We start from the raw sequence: 23171 nt of genomic DNA, 5'->3' as shown, positions 1-23171 counted from the left end.
GTGCCGCTTGAACTAATTGTACTTCAGTCTGTGGGGCTGTAGGGGGCAGCATTGATCACCACCCGTAAGTTGGATCTTGATATACTGGAAGGCCGACATAGTTAGCGATATTGATGCCGATATTATTCACTATATGTTCTACCTGCTCGCGCCAGGGGTTTGCTGGCTCATTGTTCCAGTTTGCGACCGTATTTTGCCCCCCCCAACGCTTAGATAGGCGCCGAAGTAAGTGTTGAATGCTTGGTTGCCGGGGGGTGTCATGTGGCCAATCTCGTGCGTCAATAGGTAGTTAATCCCGCTATCGCCCGAGAAGCTTGGGCCGGCATATGTATTCAGTATATTGGGCGTTATTAGCATTGTAGGCCCGTAGGTGCCGTCTGGCTGGGTACCCCAAACCATTGCGGCATCGGCATTGGCCGTTCGTGCGATATTATCCACGATTTTGATGTTTATCTCATTCCATATGGACTGGACCTCGCCGGTCCTCACTTGGCCGTAGCTGGTATTGATTTGCTGTGTTTCGCCGATGTAGCTGATCTTGTAGCTGAGCAGCGCAACGGCGGGAGCCAGTCGAAGAAGCGTAAGAACCGCAGCCGGTGTATTGGCCGCACTCACATCAATGCTGATAATGTGGTCGTTCTGCTCTTGGTACGAGAAGTTGGGATTTGGTGTTCCATCCGGCAGCGTCCGAAAAATTCCGTAGTAGCCGTCTTCGAAAGCAATACTCCCCACCGGGAGGTTTGTGCTCGGCCACTCAGGTGGTCTTCAACCTATAATTACGATTTCTGAAACTACAGTTGATGATGTGGCTTGAGTTTCGTACTGTTCGTATGATGATTTATCGAGCCCGTTGTAATTTAGCGTGCCAATATCGATATACGTATAATCTAGGAAGACATCTAGCGCGGCTGCGGCTTTGAGCATTTTGGTCTCCCTAAGTGATTAATCGAGAGTGTCGATCAATTTTAGGTGGAGTCAATACGTAAAAAGCTCCAGATTGAGCCGGGCTCTGCTAGGCTTCCGCGCTGTAGGGGCGTCGTTCCGTAGAGTGATAGCGCATCATTGCTCCTGAGCTATCAGGAAGGGGACGCGATAGGAGTGCTTGTCGCGAAGCGAGCACCCCTTAAGCCTTTTTCAGCCAGCGCGCGCGCAGCTTGGCGACGTTCGGCGGGTCGGCGCGGAAGTCGGACGCTAGGCCCAGGCGCGCGTTGCACGAGGGGCAGCGGACATAGTCCTCGTCGGCCAGCTCGGCGGGCGGGTCGAAGCGCGTGCCGCACGGCTTGCACTTCCAGTCGCCGACGGGCGCGGGGGGCGGTGCTGGCGGCGGCGGGGCGGCCGACGGCGTGAACACGGTGGTGCGGGCCGACGGCTTGACCATGCGCTCAAGAGGCGGCGGTCCGCCGGGGGCGGCGACCGGGCTCTTGAGGCTCAGGGTCTTGCGGCGCGGGGGCTCGCTCTCGCTCATGGTCTCGCTGGGGCAGTGGACAGGTGGGGCGCTTGCTGCATGAAAGCGGCCGGAAACACAAGCCTAATAGGCGTTTTGGCCCAATAGACGCGGGTCTCTACCAGTGAGGCTTCAGGCTGAACGACAGGGCGACCACGTCGTCCTTCTGGGTCGCCAGGCCCATGATGCCTTCCTTGGCCTTGATCTCGCGGTGGATATAGCCCAGCGAGGCCTGCATCGGCCCCTTGCGCCAGGCGACGCCGGCCTGGCTGTCGCCGATCAGGCGGCTGGTCGCATCCTGGGTCAGGCCCGCGCGGCTCCAGTCGCCGTTCTGGCCGCGCAGCATGTTGAAGCCGACGGCCCGGCCGCTGGCGGCGGCGTAGATGTACCAGCGTCCGCGCGTCCCGAAGGCCGTGTCGCCTTCGCGCACGCCGAGCGCGTCCGTCACCCGGTCGCCCATGTTCTTCTTCTTGCCCAGGCGCACCGTGGCGCCGGCCTCGGCCGAGCCGCCGGCGCCGCCGAAGCCCAGGCCCGCGTGCGGCGTGACATCCAGGGCGTACTTGCCGCCCGACAGCATGACCGCCGAGGGCCAGCCGCGCGTGACGGTCACATCGACCTCGCGCAGCTCATAGGCGTCGGGGCGGGAAAGGGTCAGCGGGGCGTAGGCCGCGGTCGGCGCGGCGCCGGCCATCGAGACGCGCACCGAGTCGATCGGGCCGCCCGGCTGGGCCTGGTGGCTGAAGGCGTTCGAGCGCCAGCTGACGGGGCCGACGCCCTCGTAGTAGCGGTCGGCGTCCAGGAGGCGGACATCGCCGCCGGCGGCGCTCGGCGGCAGGGCGAAGCCGCCCTCCAGAGCCAGCTCGATCGCGTCGCTGTCGTAGGCGATGAAGCCGGCGGCGGGGTTCAGCGGGCGCAGGCTTTCGGGCTTGACCTGGAAGCTCGGCGCGGCGGCGGGGGAGGCGTACTTGTCGACGGGCGCCTTGCCAGCCTTCTGGGCCGCGCAAGCGTTTCCGGCATAAGCCAGTCCCACGGCCAGAAAGGCCGTTAGACACAGGACGGTACGCTCCCCAGCGGTCCGCATCCTCGGATTCCCCAATCCTCACGGAAGATCAGCCTACGCGCTTCCTGCGGTCTGTCCACCGTGACGAAAGCGCACGTGGTGAACCGCCGGGGGATGGTCGGGTTCCGCGCAGCGGAAATGAAAAACGGCGGCGCGATCCGCATCGCGCCGCCGTCTTGGTCTTTTGAGGAGGCCGGCTAGCCTTACTGGCAGGCCAGGCACTCGTCGTAGTCGGTCTTCTCGGGAACGTCGAAGCCCTCGGCGGTCTTCTCGGCCTTGTCCTCGGCGCCGGCGTAGGCCGCGCGCTGCACCGACTTGGAGCGCAGGTAGTACAGCGACTTCACGCCGCGCTCCCAGGCGGTCCAGTGCAGCATGTGCAGGTCCCACTTGTCGACGTCGCCCGGCAGGAAGACGTTGACCGACTGGCTCTGGCAGATTTCCGGCGTGCGGTCCGCGGCCAGTTCGATCACCCAGCGCTGATCCAGTTCGAAGGCGGTCTTGTAGACGTCCTTCTCGTCCTGGGTCAGGAAGTCCAGGTGCTGGACCGAGCCTTCGTGCTCCAGGATCGAGCCCCACACCGTGTCGGTGTTCTGGCCCTTCTCCTCGAGCAGCTTCTCCAGATAGGGGTTCTTCACCGCGAACGAGCCCGACAGGGTCTTGTGGGTGTAGATATTGGCCGGGATCGGCTCGATGCCCGCCGACGTGCCGCCGCAGATGATCGAGATCGAGGCGGTCGGGGCGATGGCCAGCTTGTGCGAGAAGCGCTCCATCGAACCGCGGTCAGCTGCGTCGGGGCAGGGGCCCTTCTCCTCGCCGATCGCGATGCTGGCCTTGTCGGCCTCGCGGCGCAGGTGCTTGAACATCCGCATGTTCCAGCTCTTGGCCAGGGCGCTCTCGAACGGCACGTTCTGGCTTTGCAGGAACGAGTGGAAGCCCATCAGGCCCAGGCCCACCGAGCGCTCGCGCATGGCGGCGTAGGCGGCCGTCGAGGCCGCGTCCGGCGCGCGATCGATGAAGTCCTGCAGGACGTTGTCGAGGAAGCGCATGACGTCCTCGATGAACGTCGGGTGGTCGCGCCACTCCAGGAAGGTCTCGGCGTTGACCGACGACAGGCAGCAGACGGCGGTGCGCTCGTTGCCCAGGTGGTCGGTGCCGGTGTGCAGCATGATCTCGCTGCACAGGTTCGACTGGCGCACCTTCAGGCCCAGCTCGCGCTGGTGGGCCGGCATGGCGCGGTTCACGCTGTCGGAGAACACCAGATAGGGCTCGCCAGTCTGCAGGCGCAGCTCAAGCACCTTCTGCCACAGGGCGCGGGCGTCGACCTCGCGCAGGACCTCGCCCGTCTTGGGCGAACGCAGGCCGAACTTCTTGCCGTCGCGCACCGCGAACATGAATTCGTCGGTGATGTTGATGCCGTGGTGCAGGTTCAGGGACTTGCGGTTGAAGTCGCCCGACGCCTTGCGGATCTCGAGGAACTCCTCGATTTCCGGGTGGTGGATGTCGAGATAGACGGCGGCCGAGCCGCGGCGCAAGCTGCCTTGGCTGATCGCCAGGGTCAGCGAGTCCATCACGCGGATGAAGGGGATGATGCCCGAGGTCTGGCCCTGGCCCTTGACCTTCTCGCCGATCGAACGGACGCCGCCCCAGTAGGTGCCGATGCCGCCGCCGTTGGCCGCCAGCCAGACGTTCTCGTTCCAGACGCTGAGAATGCCGTCGAGGCTGTCGTTCACGGCGTTCAGGAAGCAGCTGATCGGCAGGCCGCGGTCGGCGCCGCCGTTGCTCAGCACCGGCGTGGCCGGCATGAACCACAGGCGGCTCATATAGTCATAGACGCGCTGGGCGTGGTCGGCGTCGTCGGCGAAGGCCGTCGCGACGCGCGCGAACATGTCCTGATACGACTCGCCCGGCAGCAGGTAGCGGTCTTCCAGCGTGGTCTTGCCGAAGTCCGTCAACAGAGCGTCGCGCGAGCGGTCGACCTGGACCTTGCGGACCAGGGCCAGCTGCGGACGCTTGGCGGGCTTGATCGCCGCCATTTGCGCCTCTCTACGGATGGTCGTCTTCGCCGCTTCACTGCCGTTCATGACCAAATTCCATTGCTCAATCAGCGTGTTCCGGAGAAGGGGTTAACCCCGCCCAGCCGCTATATCTTGTGGCCGAGGAGCCCCCTCAGCCCAGATATGGGGCCACAGTGGTGAATGACTCGTCAACGGTGTTGGGGCCAGTTTTTCGTTAACAAGCTGTGAACGGCTGGAACTTGTGAGGCAGGATCAAGGAGTTGCACGAGCGAACTTTTTTCACCCGCGACGGACGGTCGCAAGGCGCCCCTGGAGCTCCGTCCCCGGACAACGACGTTCGCTCACAGGGGCGCCCACAAGATATGGGGTCGGGTAACGTTAACCCGTGTCATCCCGGCCGTCGGCCGGCCGGGATGACACGAGAGAGGCGTCGCTAGCCCAGCATGACCTCGGCGATCTGCACCGCGTTCAGGGCCGCGCCCTTGCGCAGGTTGTCGCCGACCACGAACAGGGCCAGGCCATGCGCGACGGTCGGGTCGGGACGCACCCGGCCGACGAAGACCGGGTCCTGGCCGGTGGCCGCCAGGGGATTGGGCACGGCGTCCACGACCACGCCCGGCGCCTGGCCCAGCAGGTCGAGCGCCTCGGCGACCGAGACCGGCCGCTCGAACTCGGCGTTGATCGACAGCGAGTGGCCGGTGAACACCGGCACGCGCACGCAGGTGCCCGAGACCGGCAGGCCTGGGATCTCGAGGATCTTGCGGCTCTCGTCGCGCAGCTTCAGCTCTTCCTCGGTGTAGCCGTCCTCGCCCAGCACGTAGTTCAGCGGCACGACGTTGTAGGCCAGGGGTACGGCCCACTTGCGCGGCTCGGGCAGAGGCGCGGCGTCGGGCGAGCGGGCCAGGCCGTCCAGGTCGCCGGCCGCGCCGGCGCGCAGCTGCTCGGCCAGGACCTCGATGCCCTCCATGCCGCCGCCCGAGGCCGCCTGGTAGGTGCTGACGGTCAGGCGCTTCAGCCCCGCCTTGTCATGCAGGGGCTTGAGCACCGGCATGGCGGCCATGGTGGTGCAGTTGGGGTTGGCGACGATGCCCTTGGGGATGGTCGCCAGGGCGTGCGGGTTCACCTCGGCCACCACCAGCGGCACGTCCGGGTCCGAGCGCCAGGCCGAGCTGTTGTCGATCACCACGGCCCCGGCCGCGGCGGCCTTGGGGGCCAGCGCGCGCGAGGTCGAGCCGCCGGCCGAGAAGAACACGATATCCAGGCCCGCGAAGTCCGCCGTCGCGGCGTCCTCGACCACGATCTCCTGGCCCTGGAACGCGACCTTGGTCCCGGCCGAGCGCGCCGAGGCGAACAGGCGCAGGCTCGCCAGCGGGAAATCCCGCTCGGCCAGCAGCTCGCGCATCATGCCGCCGACGAGGCCCGTGGCGCCGACGACGCCGACGTGGGGCGGATGGGAACGGGAAAACTTGAAGCTCACGGTCTTGCGTCTCCTGAAGATGCGGAGCGCGGGGAGCTAGAGGTCTCTGGTGATGAGAGCCGCCCCGCGCATCGGCGGGGCTGGTTGCGGGATGCTCGCTAGTGCGCGCGCACGCCCGACCACGCCCCGCCGCGGCGGGTCGTTTTCGGGGTGGTAATTTTGGTCGCGCGAACTTGCATCGGCGGCGCTTCTAGCGAGGAAGCGCCGCCGCGTAAAGTCGGTTTAGAGGAACAATGATGCCGCATTGCCGAAGTTGTGCATCAGGATCGGCAATAAAATGCTTCCGGTGCGCAGGCGGAGCCAGACGGCGATCAGCGACGGACCGGCGGTCAGGGCGAAGTACAGCGGCTCGAACGAGACCCTGCCGTGCGAGATCCCGAAGGCGTGGGCCAGGCCGAACAGGGCGCATGACAGCACCGCGCCCCAGCTCCAGTCGACGCCGAGGAACCGTGTCCGGCCGGTGAAGGCGCGGTCCAGGACCAGCAGCAGCAGGCCGCGATAGAAGGCCTCCTCCTCCAGCCCGGGCAGGGTCAGCTGGAAGGCCATCGTCTCGGGCGTGGCGGGGGCGTTTGGGAAGGCCAGGGCCAGGCCGACGAACAGCAGGGCGTAGAGGCCGGCCACGACCAGCGGCGCCTTGAGGTCCGCCTGGCGCAGGGTCAGGCCGCTGGCGCGCCAGCCGAAGGCGGGCAGGGCGGCGATGGCCAGGGTGGCGGCGAGGGCCAGGATCTTGCCCTGCCAGTTCCACTCGCCGCCGATCAGGTCGGGGAGCAGGCGGTAGGCCCGCGTCAGCAGGGCGTCGTTCAGCAGGACAAGGCCCGCCGCGACGAGCAGCCAGCGGAACGAGACCCCCTCGCCCTTGCCCAGCAGGGCGATCACCCCGCCCGCCGCCAGGAGCAGCGCGATGATCGCGCCGATGGTGAAAACGCCGTCCATGACCATAACCTCGAAACTGGAAGATCGAGGCTTGGCCTTAAGCGCCGCGCTGACAGCCCGCTCCTCAGAAGACGGCGGAGCGTTCCTCAACATCCGGCGCCAGGCGGAAGGCGCTGGGCGGCCGGCCCTCCACCGCCTGGAAGGCGCGGTTGAACGAGGCCAGGGAGGCGAAACCGCTGTCCAGGGCGATGGCGATCAGCTTGTCGTTCGTCCGGGCTGGATCGGCCAGCAGACGCCGCGCCTCGGCCACCCGGCAGGCGTTCAGGAAGGCGCGGAAGTGGTCGTGGCCCAGGCGGTGGTTGATCAGCCGGCGCACCGTCCGCTCGGGCGCGCCCATGCGGCGCACGAACTCGGCGAAGGTCAGGTCGGGTTCGAGGTGGACCTTCTCGACCTCGACCAGCACCCGCAGGCGCTCGGTCAGGCGGGCTTCCTCGCCCTGGGCGGGCAGGGCGGCGGGCGTCGCGGCGGTCGCGGGCGCGGGGACCGGCAGCAGGCGCAGGGCCAGCCAGGCGGCGAAGGCCAGCAGGGCCGTGTTCTGGACGATGGTGAAGCCCTGCGGACCCCAGTCCAGCCCCATGACGAGGTCCACCAGGAAGTCCGCGCCCAGCTGCCCGGCCAGCAGGACGACGACCAGGATCCGCGCCCGCCGCCGCTCGTCGACGAGATCGCCGGCCCGGTCGCGGACCAGCCGCCAGAAGAGGTGGCCGATCATGCAGAGGCCCAGGGCGATCAGCGCCCAGGACAGGCCCTTGCTCTCCAAGGCCGGCCCCAGCAGGCCGCGATCGGCGCTGGCGATGACCAGCCAGGCCAGGCCCGCCGCAAGGACCCCGCCGCGCGGTCGGAACGTGGGATCGAAGCTCGCCAGGCAGAACCACCACAGGAAGGGGACGGCGTAGCCGGCGGCGATCACGGCGGCGTGGCCCAGCGGTCCGCCGAGGCGCAAGGACGGCTCGGGCGTGTTGCCGGCCAGGAACCCGGCCAGGCACAGGGCCATCGGCGCGAAATAGGCCGCCAGCCGCAGCGTGCGCGGGTCCCGCGCCAGCAGCGCCGCCAGGGCCAGCAGCAGGGTGGCGCCGGCGACCCGCGTGATCACATCCAGCTGGCTGAGGTCCATGGCGCTCCCAGGCGTAGAAACCCTCTCCCGACGGGAGAGGGTGGGGCCCACGCCAACGGCGTGGGAGGGTGAGGGGTTGTAGAGCGTCCGGGGCGCGTTCCGCCAGTGTGTGGCGGGGCCTTCCCGGTTATGGCCCGTGTCTTTTCCGGCGGAGGGTGAAGTCCCTCACCCTCCCACCGCTTCGCGGCGGGCCCCGCCCTCTCCCGAGGGGGAGAGGGTTTTCGCGCGTCGACCCACTCTTCTCCCCCGGAGAAGGAGCCCTCCCTAAATCTCACGGCGAGACGATCGCGGGGCTGGGCGGGTTGGTCAAGGACGACGCTCCGCGTCGCCGCGGCGCGGCCGGCCGGAGGCCGGTCCTTGACCAACCCGCCCAGCCCTGCACGCTGCAGCCTCCAAGAGATTTAAGGATCGCACCCGACCGGGTGCGGTCGGGCGGCGGAACGATGCCTTCCATCTTTAAGTACGTTGGCGCTGAGAGCTATGCGCGTGCCTTAATCGAGAAGGGGCAGCTCTATCTTCAATCTCTAGCCCACTTCCGAGCCTACGAAGACGGCTTGGTCAGAGGCGACCCCGATGACGGAAAGCTACGCTATCAGCCAGCTGAGGGATTGACCCTAACAAAGGCTGATGGGGAGGTGGTCGTTCTACCCGCAGGGTCGCGATTTCGTTCTTCCGTCAATGCTGAGGACGTCTTCGTCTACTGCCTGAGTTCGGAACGTTCTGAGGCTCTAGCAGAGAAGTTTCGAAGCCCGTTCTGCGTTGAGATAAGGGACGCCGGAGCGCTGTTCGCCAAGATCAAAGGGAGCGTAAAGCTTAGGTCTAAGCTGGATTCTCGAAACGTGTACCGAGGGGCCGTTGAGTACCGGGCCCTGTCGGCTTTGCCCGGGGGCGATTGGGCTCTTCCCGAGAAAGTCGCGTTTATCAAGCCGCCAGATTGGTCGTGGCAGGCTGAATATCGGATCGTCATAGGACGCAAAGGGACATTTCGGGCCGAGAACGTCAGCCTTGCTTTGGAAATTGGGCCGGGCGAATCCAGCGTGGCCATGCAAAGGGAGCCACTAGTACTGAATGTGGGCAGCCTTTCACCCATAGCTCAGCTGCATCGCTTCTAGCCCTCACCCCTGCTGCCCCAACCGCTCCCACCCGTCAAAGAACGGGAACCGCTTCGCCCAGAAGTCCGCCAGCCTCGGATCGGCGTCCACCCGCTTCACCACCTCGGTCATCTTCGGCGCGGCCTCGTAGAACCGCACCCGCCTCGGCCCCCAGCGGCTGAGCACCGTGACGTAGAGGTCGAGCACCGTCAGCTCGTCGCCCAGCAGGTAGCGGCCGGGCGTGATCTGGCTGTCCATCATCCGCCAGCAGTCGACGATGCGCTCCTTGATCGCGGCCTTGACCTGGGCCTGGAGGGCTTCGTCGTCGCCGACCAGGCGCGAGGGGGCGTCGCTGATCCAGTACAGGGAATAGATCGAGGCGGGGATGAAGGTCATCCAGCGCAGGTACTGGGCGCGGACGGGGCCGTCGATGGCGGGGGCCAGGCGCGCCTTCGGATAGCGGTCGGCCAGCCACATCAGGATGGCGGCGCTTTCGGTGATCGTCTCGCCCTTGTGGGTGACCAGGGCCGGAATCTGCTTAAGGGGATTGATCGCCGCGACCTTGGCCTGCTGCGCCTCGCCCTCCCAGGTCGGAGCCTCGACCACTTCATAGGTCAGGCCGATCAAGGACATAGCGGCCTCGACGGGCACGCCGCCGGAGCCGAGCGCGCTGAACAGCGTGTACTTCTTGTCCACAGGTCCTCCTCTATCTTGTGGCTGAGGCCCATTGTCACACCAGATGTAGTGGGGCACTCTTGGGCGTGCGTCGGGCGCCGGCCTGCCGTACCTTACCTAACCCGTCCGCTCGATTCTCGCTCCGAGGCTCTGTCATGTCCGCTACGTCGTCGCTGATCCTGCCTGGCCTTATGACCCCGTCGGGCGGCTACAAGCCGTTCCGCTATCCCTGGGCCTACGACTTCTGGAAGAAGCAGCAGCAGGTCCACTGGATGCCGGAAGAGGTGCCGCTGGGCGAGGACCTCAAGGACTGGGCCGTCAAGCTGAACGACAAGGAACGGAACCTGCTGACGCAGATCTTCCGCTTCTTCACCCAGTCCGACGTCGAGGTGCAGGACAACTACATGGAGCGCTATGGTCGGGTGTTCAAACCGACCGAAGTGAAGATGATGCTGGCCTCGTTCGCGAACATGGAGACGATCCATATCGCGGCCTACGCCCTGCTCCTCGAGACCATCGGCATGCCCGAGACCGAGTTCTCGGCGTTCATGGAATACGAGGCCATGAAGGCCAAGCACGACTACATGCAGACCTTCGGCGTCGACTCGAACGCCGACATCTGCCGGACGCTCGCCATGTTCGGCGGCTTCACCGAAGGCCTGCAGCTGTTCGCCTCGTTCGCGATGCTGATGAACTTCCCGCGCTTCAACAAGATGAAGGGCATGGGCCAGATCGTCTCGTGGTCGATCCGCGACGAGAGCCTGCACTGCGACGGCATCATCAAGCTGTACCACGCGTTCAACAAGGAAACGAACGCGGTGACCAAGGCCGTGGCCGACGACATCGTCGACTGCTGCAAGCACGTGGTCGGGCTGGAAGACAAGTTCATCGACCTGGCCTTCGAGGCCGGCGACGTCCAGGGCATGACCCCCGACGACATCAAGCAGTACATTCGCTTCATCGCCGACTGGCGCCTGCGCCAGCTGCAGCTGCCGGAAGTGTACGGCGTGAAGGAAAACCCGCTGCCCTGGCTGCAGTCGCTGCTGTCGGGCGTCGAGCACGCCAACTTCTTCGAGGCCCGCGCGACCGAATACTCCAAGGCCGCCACCAAGGGCTCGTGGCACGGCGCCGAGGGCGTGTGGACCAGCTTCGACGAGATGATGAAGAAGCGCTCGGACCAGGTGCTGCCGGCGGAATAGGATCTAGACCCCCTCTCCCAACGGGAGAGGGCGGGGCCCGCCGCGTAGCGGTGGGAGGGTGAGGGTTTCCGGCGTGGGCTGACGTCCGCGCCGGCCCCGCACCTCGCAGCCTCACCGTCCTATCACCTCACCCTCCCATGCTTCGCATGGGCCCCGCCCTCTCCGTCCGGAGAGGGTGTTTTTCTGTGGAGCCTGCCATGACCAGCATCGCCGTGATCGGCCCGGGCGCCGTCGGTGGAACCGTGGCGGCTTGGCTGGCGCAGAAGGCCGAGCACGCTGTGACGGTCTGCGTCCGCACGCCGTTCGAGACCCTGGCGGTCGAGACCCCCGAGGGGACGATCACCGCGACGCCGCGCGTGGCCGCCTCGCCCCAGAGCCTTGAGGATGGGGGCCTGTCGCCCGTCGACTGGGTGCTGGTGACCACCAAGACCTACGACACCGATGGGACCATGGCCTGGCTGGACGCCCTGGTCGGTCCCGAGACTCGCGTCGCCATCCTGCGCAACGGCGTCGAGCATGCCGAGCCCTTCGCGGGCCGGATCGACGCCGAGCGGCTTGTCCCGGCGGTGGTCGACATCCCGGCCGAGCGCTCGGCCCCAGGACGGGTGCTGCAGCGGCGCAACGGCTGGATCAAGGTCCCGGCGGGCGCGGCTGGCGAAGCCTTCGCGGCCCTGTTCGCCCACACGCCGATCGCGGTCGAGACGGTCGCCGATTTCACCACCGAGGCCTGGAAGAAACTGGCGCTGAACTGCGCCGGGGCGGTCAACGCCCTGATCCTCAAGCCCGCCGGGGTCGCCCAGGACGAGGGCGCGGCCGAGGTCATGCGGACCCTGGTGCGCGAGTGCGTGGCGGTGGGCCGGGCCGAGGGGGCGGAGCTTTCCGACGACCTCCCCGACCAGGTCATCGCCGGCTATCGCGCCGCCGATCCGGGTTCGGTCAATTCGCTGCACGCCGACCGCGCCGCCGGCCGGCCGATGGAGCTGGACGCCCGCAACGGCGTGATCGTCCGCAAGGGCGCGGCCCACGGGATCGCCGCGCCCGCCAACGCCATGGTCGTGGCGCTGCTGAACGCGGCGGCCCTTTAAGCCTTACGGCTTATACTTCTTCGGGATCAGCGCGATCTGTTCCGGGGTCAGCTTGGTGATGGTCTTGGCCCGGATCGGGATCGCCATGCCAAAGCCGTCCGACACCCGCAGGTCCAGGTCCAGCGGACCGCAGACGCTGTCGACGCCTCGGACGATCGAGACCAGGTGCGTGCCCGGCCAGGTCAGCTGGTTGGAGCCATAGGCCAGGTCGACCTTGTAGACGTCCTTGCCCCGCACCTTCAGGTACAGGGTGTCCTTGTCCGGGGCGGTCCAGCCGCGCCAGTCGGACAGGTAGAAGCACTGCCGGGCGGGCTTGGCCGCCTTTTCGGCCGGGGCCGGGGTCGTGTCCTGGGCGGCCGCCGCGCCGCTCAGCGCCAGCGGGGCGGAAATGGCGAGCCCGACCAGGGCCGCGCGCGCGATGTGAGCGATCTTGCTCATTGACGTCGTCCTTCTAGTCCCTCCCGCTTGAGATTGGACCTCGGGCGGGTGGTGTCAAGTTTTTACTGTACAGTATCAACTGGACACGAAAACGGCCCGCGCCGAGCTTCGATGCGGGCCGTTCGATAGGCGTATCAAAAGGCGGCTTAGATCGTGGCCCCTTCGGCCTCGGGATCGATCTCGTCCAGCTCGCCCTCCCACTTGGCGACCACGGCGGCGGCGACGCTGTTGCCGACGACGTTGGTGGCGCTGCGGCCCATGTCCAGCAGGTGGTCGACGCCGAGCACCAGGGCGATCCAGGCTTCCGGCAGGCCAAAGTAGGTGAGGGTGGCCATGATCACGACCAGCGAGGCGCGCGGCACGCCGGCGATGCCCTTGGAGGTCACCATCAAGAGCAGCAGCATGAAGATCTGCTGTTGGACCGTCAGATGCACGCCGTGGGCCTGCATAATGAACATGGTCGCGAAGGTGCAGTACAGCATCGAGCCGTCGAGGTTGAACGAATAGCCCAACGGCAGGACGAACGAGACGATGCGGCGGCGCACGCCCACCTTGGGCAGGCTGTCGAGGATGCGCGGATAGGCGGCTTCGGAGCTCGCGGTCGAGAAGGCCAGCAGGGCCGGGTCGCGGATCACGCCGAACAGCGGCAGCACCCGCTTGCCCAGCACCGCGGCGCCGGCCAGGAACAGCAGGCCCCACAGCACGCCCATGGTGGCGTAGAAGCCCAGCACGAACTTGCCGTAGACGGCCAGCATCGAGACGCCCTGGGTGGCGATGGTCGAGGCCAGGGCCGCGAAGATGGCCAGCGGGGCCAGCTTCATGACGAAGCCGGTGACCTTCAGCATGACCTGGGCGGCCTGTTCGGCCAGCTCCAGGATCTGCGGGGCCTTGTTGTCCAGCGAGGCGACGGCGGTGCCGACGAACAGGGCGAAGACGACGATCTGCAGGATCTCGTTCTTGGCCATGGCGTCGAAGATCGAGGTCGGCACCAGGTGGGTGATGAAGCCCTTCAGGGTGAAGGCGTCGGTGGTCGCCGTGGTCTTGGCGCCCTCGATGTCCATGTGCGTCAGGTTCAGATTGGCGCCCGGATCCAGCAGGTGGACCATCAGGAGGCCCAGCAGCAGCGAGACGGCCGAGGCGGTGATGAACCAGGCCATGGTCTTGGCGCCGATCCGGCCGACGGCGGCGGCGTCTTCCATGTGGGCGATGCCGGCCACCAGGGTGGTCAGCACCAGCGGCGCGATGATCATCTTGATCAGGCGCAGGAAGATGTCGGTGACCAGTGACAGGCTGTTGGCGGCGGCCTTGGCCTGGGTCGGGTCCATCGTCTGGTTGATGGCCCAGCCCACGGCGACGCCGAGCACCATGGCCGCGACGATCAGTAAGGCGAAGCGTTTGTTCATTCAGTCCCCCTGGCGCCAGATGCGGCGTCGACGGCGTCGTCTGGTTTGCAGAAGACATGACGCGCGAGAACGCCCGCGCCGCCATCCATGCCTTCCTTGATCATTTCCGCCCTTTTGGCCGACCGGCGCGGGTTCGTCCATGCCCTTCGGTAGGGCGAGGGTGGGTCGTTTGCGGGCAAAGCGCGAAAACAGGCTCAGTCTGTAGAGACGGAAGGCGCCGAGACTTCCTCATCTCGGATAAGTAATAAATCATTCCCCTGAACAGGTCCGGTGTCTCGCCATTGTCGCGGAACGCCGCTATAAGGCGTCATGTCAAACCAAGAAAAAGCAATCGCCGTCGTCGAACGGCTCAATGACGAATACGAACGCGCCGTCGACGCTCTCCGGACCGCCCTGCGCGCCTATCTCGAAAATGGAACGCGTCCCGACCCGCAAGCGCGGTTCGACGGGACCTTCGCCTATCCCGAGCTGCGGCTGACCTACGATCCCGAGGCGCTGCCGCCCAAGCTGGCCCGCTCGTACGCCCGCGTCAGCCGTCCCGGCGTCTATTCGACGACCGTGACCAAGCCGGCCCAGTTCAAGGACTATCTGGTCGAGCAGCTGACCCTCTTGATGGACGACTTCGACGTCGAGATCGAGGTCGACCGCTCCCGCCAGGAAATCCCCTATCCCTACGTACTGGACGCCACGATCGACCTGAACCAGGCCGACGTCCGCAGCGAGGACATCGCCCGCTTCTTCCCGACCACGGACCTGGCCTTCATCGGCGACGAGATCGCCGACGGCGTCTGGAGCCCGGCGCTGGAGGAGACCCGCCCGCTGTCGCTGTTCGACGGCCTGCGCACCGACTTCTCGCTGGCGAGGCTCAAGCACTACACCGGCGCCCCGGCCGAGGACGTGCAGCAGTTCATCCTGTTCACGAACTATCACCGCTATGTCGACGAGTTCGTGCGCTGGGGCATCGCCCAGCTTAAGGCGCCCGACAGCCCCTACACGGCCCTGTCGTGCTCGGGCGGCGTGACGATCACCGCCAACACGGTCAATCCCGAGATGGCGGTGGCGGAGTCGGCCTGGCGCAAGCACCAGATGCCGGCCTATCACCTGATGGCGCCGGGCGGCTCGGGCGTGACCCTGGTCAACATCGGCGTCGGCCCTTCCAACGCCAAGACGATCTGCGATCACCTGGCGGTGCTGCGCCCTCAAGCCTGGCTGATGATCGGCCACTGCGGCGGCCTGCGCGACACCCAGACGATCGGCGACTACGTCCTGGCCCACGCCTATCTGCGCGACGACCACGTGCTGGACGCCGTGCTGCCGCCCGAGATCCCGGTCCCGTCGATCGCCGAGGTGCAGCGCGCCCTCTACGACGCGGCCAAGGCGATCAGCGGCGATAGCGGCGACCAGCTGAAAAAGCGCCTGCGCACCGGCACCGTCGTCACCACCGACGACCGCAACTGGGAGCTTCGCCACAGCCTCTCGGCCCTGCGCTTCAACCAGAGCCGCGCGGTGGCGATCGACATGGAAAGCGCGACGATCTCGGCCCAGGGCTATCGCTTCCGGGTGCCGTACGGGACGCTGCTGTGCGTGTCCGACAAGCCGCTGCACGGCGAGATCAAGCTGCCCGGCCAGGCCAACGCCTTTTACGAGCGGGCGATCAGCCAGCACCTGCAGATCGGCATCATGGCCTGCAAGCTGCTGCACGCCGAAGGTCCGAACCTGCACTCGCGCAAGCTGCGCGCGTTCGACGAGCCGCCGTTTAGGTGAGGTGAGCTCTCCACTAGATCCTCCCCCGCGATGCGGGGGAGGTGGCCCAGAGGGCCGGAGGGGGCTAACGCGGCAAACGTCCAGCTTGCCCCCTCAGTCGCTCCGCGACAGCTCCCCCGCATCGCGGGGGAGCATCTTTGGCGTCTCGCCTACCCCTCCGCCCAGGCCTTGATCAGCTGATGGGCGATGGCCAGGGCCGGCGGGGCGAAGAGGCCGCCTTCGAACTCGCCTCGCATCAGGCGCAGCGCCTCTTCCTTGGTGAACCAGCGGACTTCCTCGAGCTCGGTCTGGTCCGGCGCCGCCTCGTCGCTGTCGACGTCGGCGATCATGCCGATCATCAGCGAGCTGGGCCACGGCCAGGGCTGGCTGGAGTGGTAGCGGACGGCCGTCGCCTTCAGGCCGGCCTCCTCCTGCAGTTCGCGGGCGCAGGCCTCCTCCATGGTCTCGCCGGGCTCGATGAAGCCGGCCAGGGCCGAGAACATTCCGGGCGGCCAGGCGGCCTGGCGGCCCAGAAGGCATTTGCCGTCGTGGACGGCCAGCATGATGGCCACCGGATCGGTGCGGGGGAAGTGCTCGGCGCCGCAGGCGGTGCAGACGCGCTTCCAGCCGCCGTCGGCGACCTCGGTCTTCTGGCCGCAGGCGCTGCACCAGCGATGGCGGCGACGCCATTCGAACATCGACTTGGCCGTGGCCAGGATGCCGGCGTCGGCCGGCGGCATGCTCGCGGCCGCCCCGCGCAGCTCCTCGAAGCGGCCCAGGCCCTGCAGCGGCCCCTCGGCTGGGTCGGCGGCGCCCTCGATATCGACGGCGAAGACCGCGATGTCCTTCCAGAGGCCCATGTACAGCAGCTTCTCGTTCCCGCCCGCCAGGTCCTGAGCCATGTCGGCGCGGAGATAGGCGATCTGGACGCCCTTTGGCTTGCCGTCGGCGTCCAGGATGTCCTCGACCAGCGGCTTGCCGTTCCACAGCGCCACGGCCAGCGACTCCGGATCGGCCAACTTTTCGGCGATGAACGCCGCGTCGCCCCGACGCTCGCTGTCGCGGTTCAAGGGGTTGCCGGCGAAGGTGTTGGTGATGATCGAAAGGGCCATGCGTCACTGTTTAGCGTGAGCGGAATGACTCGTCAGCCTTGCATCCTGCGCGATGAGTCGCGATATAGGCCTCGGAGATCGGCTCGGACGAAGTCCTCGCCAACCTGGTCAGGGCCGGAAGGCAGCAGCCACAACGAGATCCCCTTCGGGTCGCTGTCCGGTCTCCACCTTCCCCCAAAATCGCGAAATCTGTCAGCAGATGGCTGGTCCGCTCCGAGCGGGTCTTTTGCCGCGCCCTTCGCCCCACTACACTGAAGGCCATGGCCGACCACGACGACCTTTCGCCTGATTCCGCGCCGCCGTGGGACGAGGCTCCCGCCGAACGCGACGAGAACACCGCCGACATCTTCGGCGAGGCCCCCGCCGCGCCGGCGGATGAGGCTCGCCCGGTCGTCCAGGATCCGCCGGCCGAGACCGGCGACGCCTACACCGTGCTGGCGCGCAAGTACCGCCCGCGCACCTTCGAGGACCTGATCGGCCAGGAAGCCATGGTCAGGACGCTCGCCAACGCCTTCTCGACCGGCCGCATCGCCCACGCCTTCATGCTCACCGGCGTCCGGGGCGTCGGCAAGACCACGACCGCGCGCCTGCTGGCTCGCGCGCTCAACTACGAGACCGACACCGTCAAGGGCCCCTCGGTCGACCTGACCACCGAGGGCTACCACTGCCGCGCCATCATCGAGGGCCGGCACATGGACGTGCTGGAGCTGGACGCCGCCTCGCGCACCAAGGTCGACGAGATGCGCGAGCTCTTGGACGGGGTGCGCTACGCCCCGGTCGAGGCGCGCTACAAGGTCTACATCATCGACGAAGTGCACATGCTGTCGACGGCGGCGTTCAACGCCCTGCTGAAGACGCTGGAAGAGCCGCCGCCGCACGCCAAGTTCATCTTCGCCACGACCGAGATCCGCAAGGTCCCGGTGACGATCCTGTCGCGCTGCCAGCGCTTCGACCTGCGCCGGGTCGAGCCGGACGTGCTGGTCAAGCACTTCGACCGCATCTCGGCCAAGGAAGGCGCGCGGATCGAGATGGACGCCCTGGCCCTGATCGCCCGCGCGGCCGAGGGCTCGGTGCGCGACGGCCTGTCGCTGCTGGACCAGGCCATCGTCCAGACCGAGCGCGGCGCGACGGTCTCGGCCACCGTGGTCCGCGACATGCTGGGCCTGGCCGATCGCGGCCAGACCATCGCGCTCTACGAGCACGTGATGGCCGGCAAGACCAAGGACGCGCTGGAAGCCTTCCGCGCCCTGTGGGGCTTCGGCGCCGATCCGGCGGTGGTGATGCTCGATGTCCTCGACCACTGCCACGCCTCGGCCGTGTCCAAGGCGCTGGGCCCCGACGCCCTGTCGATGCCCAAGGAGCAGGCCGCGCGCCTCGCGGCCATCGGCGCTCACACCTCGGCCGGCACGCTGTCGCGCCTGTGGCAGATGCTGCTGAAGGCCCATGAGGAGGTGCGCCGCGCGCCTGACGCCATGGCCGCGGCCGAGATGGCCCTGATCCGCCTGTGCTACGCCGCCGACCTGCCCGGTCCGGAAGAGGCGTTGAAGGCCCTGCGCGACGGCGCCCCCGTCGGCGGCGGTGGTCCTGGCGGCGGCGTCTCGGTCGGCGGCGGGGCGGGCGGAGCGACCGCCTCGGCCCACGCGCCCATGACCATGGCCGCGCCGGGCGCCCAGGCCATGCCGGTCCTGGCCTCGTTCGACGACGTCATGGCCCTGATCGCCGCCAAGCGGGACATCGGGCTTCGCCTGGACGTCGAGCAGTACGTCCGCCCGATCAACTTCCGGCCCGGCGCCATCACCTTCGAGGCCGCCCCGGGCGCGCCCGGAAACCTGGCCGGTCGCCTGGTCCGCTTCCTCAAGGAGCACACCGGCCAGCCCTGGCTGGTCGCGGCCGAGGGCGGCGGCGGGGCCGAGAGCATGATGGAGCGCCAGAAGCGCGAGGAGCGCGAGGCGCTGGAGCAGATCAAGAAGGATCCGTTCGTCGCCTCGGTCCTGTCGGCCTTCCCCGGCGCCGAGATCGTCGAGATCCGCAAGGTCCTCACCCCCGAGGCCGCGCCGCTGGAGCCGGACGAGGAAGAGGGATAGGAGCGGAATTCTCCCTTCCCCCTTTGATGGGGGAAGGGCGGGGATGGGGGTGACAGCGTGTCAGGACGGAGCTCGTCTTCGCCGCCGTATCACCCCCACCCCTACCCCTCCCCCATCAAGGGGGAGGGAAGTCAGATTGGAGACCAAGACCATGAAAGACCTCGGCGGCCTGATGAAGCAGGCCCAGGCCATGCAACAGAAGCTCCAGGACGCCCAGGCGCGCCTGGCCGAGAGCACGGTCGAGGGAACCTCGGGCGGCGGCATGGTGACCGTGACGCTGAAGGGTACGGGCGAGCTGGCCAAGGTCGTTCTGGACGACAGCCTGATCGAGCCCGGCGAGGGAGAGGTCATCGCCGACCTGATCGTCGCCGCCCACGCCGACGCCAAGAAGAAGCTCGACGCCAAGCAGGCCCAGTTGATGCAGGAAGCCGCCGGCCCGATGGCGGGCCTGATGGGCGGTCTGCCCGGCATGAAGTTCTAACCACCCTTTCCGCTGGAAAGGGACGAAGGAAACAGAGTGGCCGCCTCCGCCGGACCCGAGATCGAGCGCCTGATCGCCCTGCTGTCCAAGCTGCCGGGCCTGGGACCGCGCTCGGGCCGCCGGGCGGCCCTGGCCTTGCTGAAGAAGCGCGACACGCTGCTGGCGCCGCTCGCCGCCGCCATGGCCGAGGCCCAAGCGAAGGTTCGCACCTGCTCGGTCTGCGGCTCGCTGGACGTCACCGATCCCTGCGCCGTCTGCGCCGACGCCACCCGCGACGCTCGCCTGCTGTGCGTGGTCGAGGAGGTCGGCTCGGTCTGGGCCATGGAGCGCGGCGGCTCGTTCAAGGGCCGCTATCATGTGCTGGGCGGCCTGCTGTCGGCGCTGGACGGCGTCGGTCCCGACTCCTTGCGGATCGGCGAGCTGGTCGCGCGGGTCGGGGGCGGCGAGGTGGCCGAGGTGATCCTGGCCCTGCCGGCCACGGTCGACGGCCAGACGACCGCCCACTACATCGCCGACCGCCTGGGCCAGACCAACGTGCCGGTGACCATGCTGGCGCGCGGCGTGCCGGTCGGCGGCGACCTCGACTGGCTGGACGACGGCACCATCGCTCAGGCCCTGCGCGCACGGCGACCGGCCTGACGAAATCCGCGCCCTTCGTCGGAAATCCGGCTGACAGTCGCGCTTTCCCGCGCCAAGCTCCGCCAGCTCGCTCCCGGACCGCCGGGGCGATAGTGGAGGGACTGATTTCATGAGCACGCCCGAAGACAAGGCTCCGGAAGCCGAAACCGAAGCCCCGCACCCCGCCAAGGTTGGCGTGGTCGATCGCGGCCACAACGTCACCGGCTTCGGCGGCGAGCCCATCAGCGGCATGATCGCCGACCTCGCCGACGGCGACGACTGATCAAGAACGGCGGCGGCCTTTATGCCGCCGCCGACTCCCGGTAGGAACGGAGCATGAACTTCTCCGATCCTTATCCGATCCTGGCCCTGGTCTTCGCCCTGGCCGCCGCGGCCCTGGGGCTCTGGGCCGTGACGGCGCAACGCCGGGCCGCCAAGGCCGAGGCCGAGAGCTGGCTGCTGAACGAGCGCCTGGCCCAGGCCGAGGAGCGCCATCGGCTGCTTGAGGACCAGAGCGCCACCCAGATCGAGCTGATCAAGGCCCAGGCGGCCCAGAGCGCCAACGCCATCGCCGAGCAGCTGATCAAGCGCGCCGACGAGAACGCCAAGAGCCGCGAGCGCCTCGCCGAGGCCCGGCTGGAGGCCCAGCTGAAGCCGGTCGCCGAGACCCTGGCCAAGTTCGAGGCCCAGGTGAACGCGGTCGAGAAGGTCCGCGCGGAAGAGACCGGCGGCCTCAAGGCCCAGATCGCCGCCCTGTTGGAAGCCTCCACCGCCACCCAGGCCGAGGCCCGCAAGCTGTCGGCCGCCCTGCGTCGCGGGGCCGGCGTCCAGGGCCGCTGGGGCGAGCAGACCCTGCGCAACGTGCTGGAGGCCGCCGGTCTCAACAGCCGCTTCGACTTCCAGGAGCAGTTCAGCGTCGACAGCGACGAGGGCCGCCGCCGGCCCGACGTCAAGGTCACCCTGCCGGGCGGCGGGGTGTTCGTGATCGACGCCAAGTGCTCGCTGAACGCCTTTCTGGAAGCGCAGGAAGCGACCGACGAGGTCCTTCGCGAGGCCGCCATGGCCCGCCACGCCCAGAGCGTGCGCGCCCACATGCAGGGCCTGTCGTCCAAGGCCTATTGGGACCAGTTCGCGGGCGAGGGCTCGCCGGATTTCGTGGCGATGTTCGTGCCGGGCGACGGCTTCCTGGCCGCGGCGCTGGACCGCCTGCCCGAGCTGATGGCCGAGGCCATGGACCGCCGGGTGGTGCTGGTCACGCCCACGACCCTGTTCGCGCTCTGCAAGGCCGTGGCCTATGGCTGGCGGGCCGAGGACCAGGCCAAGAACGCCGCCCGCATCGTCGAGGTCGGCCGCGAGCTCTACAAGCGCGTCTCGGTGATGGGGGCCCACGCCGGCGCCATGGGTAAGGCGCTGGAGAGCGCGGTCGGCAAGTACAACCAGTTCGTCGGCTCGCTGGAGAGCCAGGTCCTGACCCAGGCCCGCCGCTTCGAGGACCTCTCGGTCGACCACGAGGGCAAGGAAATCCCCGAGCCGCCGCTGGTGGATCAGGCGGTTCGACCCCTGACCAAGCTCGCGGCGGGACAATCTCCCACCTTGACCCTCGGAAATGACGCGCCTACCTGACGAGCATCATGGCTATCCGTCGCATCCTCACCGTCGATAACGCCGCCGACCTGGCGGTGCTGAAGAAGATCTCCACGCCCGTGGAGGCCGTCACCGACGAGCTGCGCGCCCTGATGGATGACATGCTGGAGACGATGTACGACGCGCCGGGCATTGGCCTGGCCGCCGTGCAGATCGGCGAGCCGGTGCGGGTGATCACCATGGACCTGGCCCGGGAGGGCGAGGAGCCGGCCCCGCGCTACTTCGTCAATCCCGAGATCCTGGCCAGCTCCGAGGAGATGTTCGTCTACGAGGAAGGCTGCCTGTCGGTGCCGGAGTATTTCGACGAGGTCGAGCGCCCGGCCAAGGTCACCCTGCGCTACATGAACTACCAGGGCGAGACGGTCGTCGAGGAGGCCGAGGGCCTGTTCGCCGTCTGCATCCAGCACGAGATGGACCACCTGGAAGGCGTCCTGTTCATCGACCATCTCTCGCGCCTGCGCCGCGACCGCGCCATCGCCAAGGTCAAGAAGGCGCGCCGGGCGGCCTAGGGGCTGTCGCCACTTCCCAAGACCAATACCGCCGTCATCCCGCGACGTGTTCGCGGGACCCATCCGTCCGCCGCAGGTGCGGAGCAGGATGGGGCTCTCACGTGGAAGCTGAACCATGGGTCCCGCGCATAGAGCGCGGGATGATGGGGTGTGTGGCGGTGGTTTCGAGCTTCCATCCGCCCAGAAGGAAGCCCTCCTTACATCTCACGGCGAGACGATCGCAGGGCTGATCAGGTCACTCAAGGACGACGCTGCGCGTCGCCGCGCGCGGTCGCCGGAGGCGATCCTTGACTGACCTGATCAGCCCTGCACGCTGCAGCCTCCAAGAGATTTAAGGATCACACCCGCCCGGCGGTCGGCTTTCGACCCGTAGCGGACAAATCCTCTCCCTGTGGGAGAGGTGTCGGCCCGAAGGGACGACGGAGAGGGGAGCGCAGCCGAATCTCAGCTCCACGCCCCCCTCCGGTCGCTGGCGCGACCACCTCCCCCACAAGGGGAGGATTTGAAGCGCGTCTGCTCCCCACCCATCTCGGACCTTCATCCATCACCGCGTCCGCCCAGTCTCCGTCTCATACGGCGTCCCATCCCGGTGGCGGTAGCCGCTCTCGCCCTCCCGCAGCACCAGGTCGATATCCGGATAATCACACCCGTCCTCGTGCGGCCGCCGCGACCCCACCTCCAGCAGCAGCACATCCCGGTCCGAGCGGTTCTGGAAGCAGTGCCCGTTGGCCACTCCGGCCTTGAAGCCCGCGCAGTCGCCGGCCCGCAGCACCGTCTCGCCGTCGTTGTCGACCAGGACGACCTCGCCCTCGACGACCCACGCAAACTCGTCCTCGGCCGTGTGCCAGTGGCGCTGGCTGGACCACTGGCCCGGCGGCAGGCGCAGCAGGTTGACGCCGAACTGGGTGAGGCCGACCGCGTCGCCCAGCTTGGTGCGATGGCGACCCTCGCAGGGCGCGTTGAAAGGCGGCGGATAGCCCGTGCCGACACGGGTGGGGGCCGAGGCGAGATCGATCTTGGGCATGGACAGTCCGTGTAAGAAACTT

23 protein-coding genes and 1 other RNA gene are annotated in these 23171 nt (G+C 67.5%); 12 read left to right on the top strand and 12 right to left on the bottom strand.

Annotated features, from left to right (window positions below; translation table 11 throughout):
* Positions 1-138: 138 nt before the first annotated feature.
* The 7 genes from CSW60_RS23115 to CSW60_RS09585 all read right to left on the bottom strand — a co-directional run bounded on the left by CSW60_RS23115 (position 139) and on the right by CSW60_RS09585 (position 8043).
* Positions 139-732 (bottom strand): hypothetical protein, encoded by a 594-nt coding sequence (locus CSW60_RS23115; RefSeq protein ID WP_143324149.1) that lies wholly within the window; start codon positions 730-732, stop codon positions 139-141.
* Positions 733-1123: 391 nt separating this feature from the next.
* Positions 1124-1465 carry a hypothetical protein gene (locus tag CSW60_RS09610; protein ID WP_099537035.1) on the bottom strand — a complete coding sequence of 114 codons (342 nt, stop codon included), beginning with the start codon at positions 1463-1465 and terminating at the stop codon, positions 1124-1126.
* A 97-nt stretch (positions 1466-1562) separates the two neighbouring features.
* Complete coding sequence (locus tag CSW60_RS09605; RefSeq protein WP_099537034.1) at positions 1563-2525, bottom strand: lipid A-modifier LpxR family protein; 963 nt, start codon at positions 2523-2525, stop codon at positions 1563-1565.
* 182 nt (positions 2526-2707) lie between these two features.
* Positions 2708-4591: a ribonucleoside-diphosphate reductase subunit alpha gene (locus CSW60_RS09600; RefSeq protein ID WP_099537033.1), complete on the bottom strand. Its 1884-nt coding sequence runs from the start codon at positions 4589-4591 to the stop codon at positions 2708-2710.
* Positions 4592-4952: 361 nt separating this feature from the next.
* Entirely contained in the window at positions 4953-5996 is a 1044-nt protein-coding gene (locus CSW60_RS09595; RefSeq protein ID WP_099537032.1) for an aspartate-semialdehyde dehydrogenase, read from the bottom strand.
* Positions 5997-6218: 222 nt separating this feature from the next.
* Entirely contained in the window at positions 6219-6929 is a 711-nt protein-coding gene (locus CSW60_RS09590; protein ID WP_099537634.1) for a CPBP family intramembrane glutamic endopeptidase, read from the bottom strand.
* Between the two features lie 64 nt (positions 6930-6993).
* Positions 6994-8043 (bottom strand): helix-turn-helix domain-containing protein, encoded by a 1050-nt coding sequence (locus CSW60_RS09585; protein ID WP_099537031.1) that lies wholly within the window; start codon positions 8041-8043, stop codon positions 6994-6996.
* Positions 8044-8311: 268 nt separating this feature from the next.
* Between CSW60_RS09585 and CSW60_RS23110 the strand changes: the two genes are divergently transcribed.
* Complete coding sequence (locus tag CSW60_RS23110; RefSeq protein ID WP_143324171.1) at positions 8312-8404, top strand: hypothetical protein; 93 nt, start codon at positions 8312-8314, stop codon at positions 8402-8404.
* An 82-nt stretch (positions 8405-8486) separates the two neighbouring features.
* On the top strand, positions 8487-9155 hold the full coding sequence (locus tag CSW60_RS09580; RefSeq protein WP_099537030.1) for a hypothetical protein: 669 nt from the start codon (positions 8487-8489) through the stop codon (positions 9153-9155).
* A gap of 3 nt (positions 9156-9158) precedes the next feature.
* Here CSW60_RS09580 and CSW60_RS09575 read toward each other — a convergent pair whose 3' ends face one another.
* The gene (locus CSW60_RS09575; protein ID WP_099537029.1) at positions 9159-9830 is read right to left on the bottom strand and encodes a glutathione S-transferase family protein; all 672 of its coding nucleotides are present in this window, start codon (positions 9828-9830) and stop codon (positions 9159-9161) included.
* 134 nt (positions 9831-9964) lie between these two features.
* Between CSW60_RS09575 and CSW60_RS09570 the strand changes: the two genes are divergently transcribed.
* Positions 9965-11008 carry a ribonucleotide-diphosphate reductase subunit beta gene (locus tag CSW60_RS09570; RefSeq protein WP_099537028.1) on the top strand — a complete coding sequence of 348 codons (1044 nt, stop codon included), beginning with the start codon at positions 9965-9967 and terminating at the stop codon, positions 11006-11008.
* A 197-nt stretch (positions 11009-11205) separates the two neighbouring features.
* Entirely contained in the window at positions 11206-12093 is an 888-nt protein-coding gene (locus tag CSW60_RS09565; protein ID WP_099537027.1) for a 2-dehydropantoate 2-reductase, read from the top strand.
* Positions 12094-12096: 3 nt separating this feature from the next.
* On the opposite strand, the gene CSW60_RS09560 is transcribed toward CSW60_RS09565, so the two are convergent.
* Together CSW60_RS09560 and CSW60_RS09555 are read right to left on the bottom strand one after the other, a co-directional pair.
* A complete protein-coding gene (locus tag CSW60_RS09560; RefSeq protein WP_099537026.1) occupies positions 12097-12531 on the bottom strand; it encodes a DUF6491 family protein in 435 nt (144 codons plus the stop codon).
* Positions 12532-12677: 146 nt separating this feature from the next.
* Entirely contained in the window at positions 12678-13934 is a 1257-nt protein-coding gene (locus tag CSW60_RS09555) for a dicarboxylate/amino acid:cation symporter (protein ID WP_099537025.1), read from the bottom strand.
* Positions 13935-14243: 309 nt separating this feature from the next.
* On the opposite strand from CSW60_RS09555, the gene CSW60_RS09550 reads away from it, so the two are divergent.
* Positions 14244-15698, top strand: a complete 1455-nt coding sequence (locus CSW60_RS09550) for an AMP nucleosidase (RefSeq protein ID WP_099537024.1) — start codon at positions 14244-14246, stop codon at positions 15696-15698.
* A gap of 149 nt (positions 15699-15847) precedes the next feature.
* Here CSW60_RS09550 and nudC read toward each other — a convergent pair whose 3' ends face one another.
* Positions 15848-16789 carry an NAD(+) diphosphatase gene (gene nudC / locus CSW60_RS09540; RefSeq protein ID WP_099537023.1) on the bottom strand — a complete coding sequence of 314 codons (942 nt, stop codon included), beginning with the start codon at positions 16787-16789 and terminating at the stop codon, positions 15848-15850.
* 72 nt (positions 16790-16861) lie between these two features.
* Between nudC and ffs the strand changes: the two genes are divergently transcribed.
* From ffs to def, 7 genes are all read left to right on the top strand, one after another.
* An RNA gene (gene ffs, locus CSW60_RS09535) (signal recognition particle sRNA small type) lies at positions 16862-16959 on the top strand.
* Between the two features lie 90 nt (positions 16960-17049).
* A complete protein-coding gene (locus CSW60_RS09530; RefSeq protein ID WP_099537022.1) occupies positions 17050-18873 on the top strand; it encodes a DNA polymerase III subunit gamma/tau in 1824 nt (607 codons plus the stop codon).
* Positions 18874-19024: 151 nt separating this feature from the next.
* On the top strand, positions 19025-19354 hold the full coding sequence (locus tag CSW60_RS09525) for a YbaB/EbfC family nucleoid-associated protein (protein ID WP_099537633.1): 330 nt from the start codon (positions 19025-19027) through the stop codon (positions 19352-19354).
* Between the two features lie 36 nt (positions 19355-19390).
* On the top strand, positions 19391-19993 hold the full coding sequence (gene recR / locus CSW60_RS09520) for a recombination mediator RecR (RefSeq protein WP_099537021.1): 603 nt from the start codon (positions 19391-19393) through the stop codon (positions 19991-19993).
* A gap of 109 nt (positions 19994-20102) precedes the next feature.
* The gene (locus tag CSW60_RS23650) at positions 20103-20255 is read left to right on the top strand and encodes a hypothetical protein (RefSeq protein WP_099537020.1); all 153 of its coding nucleotides are present in this window, start codon (positions 20103-20105) and stop codon (positions 20253-20255) included.
* Between the two features lie 53 nt (positions 20256-20308).
* A complete protein-coding gene (rmuC, locus tag CSW60_RS09510) occupies positions 20309-21595 on the top strand; it encodes a DNA recombination protein RmuC (RefSeq protein WP_099537019.1) in 1287 nt (428 codons plus the stop codon).
* Between the two features lie 8 nt (positions 21596-21603).
* A complete protein-coding gene (gene def / locus CSW60_RS09505) occupies positions 21604-22125 on the top strand; it encodes a peptide deformylase (RefSeq protein WP_099537018.1) in 522 nt (173 codons plus the stop codon).
* A gap of 544 nt (positions 22126-22669) precedes the next feature.
* On the opposite strand, the gene CSW60_RS09500 is transcribed toward def, so the two are convergent.
* The gene (locus CSW60_RS09500) at positions 22670-23149 is read right to left on the bottom strand and encodes a cupin domain-containing protein (protein ID WP_099537017.1); all 480 of its coding nucleotides are present in this window, start codon (positions 23147-23149) and stop codon (positions 22670-22672) included.
* Positions 23150-23171: the final 22 nt, after the last annotated feature.

Origin of the sequence: Caulobacter sp. X (assembly GCF_002742635.1) — a bacterium.
In the GTDB taxonomy this organism is placed as follows: Bacteria; Pseudomonadota; Alphaproteobacteria; order Caulobacterales; family Caulobacteraceae; genus Caulobacter.
This window is presented reverse-complemented; position numbering and strand designations above follow the sequence as displayed.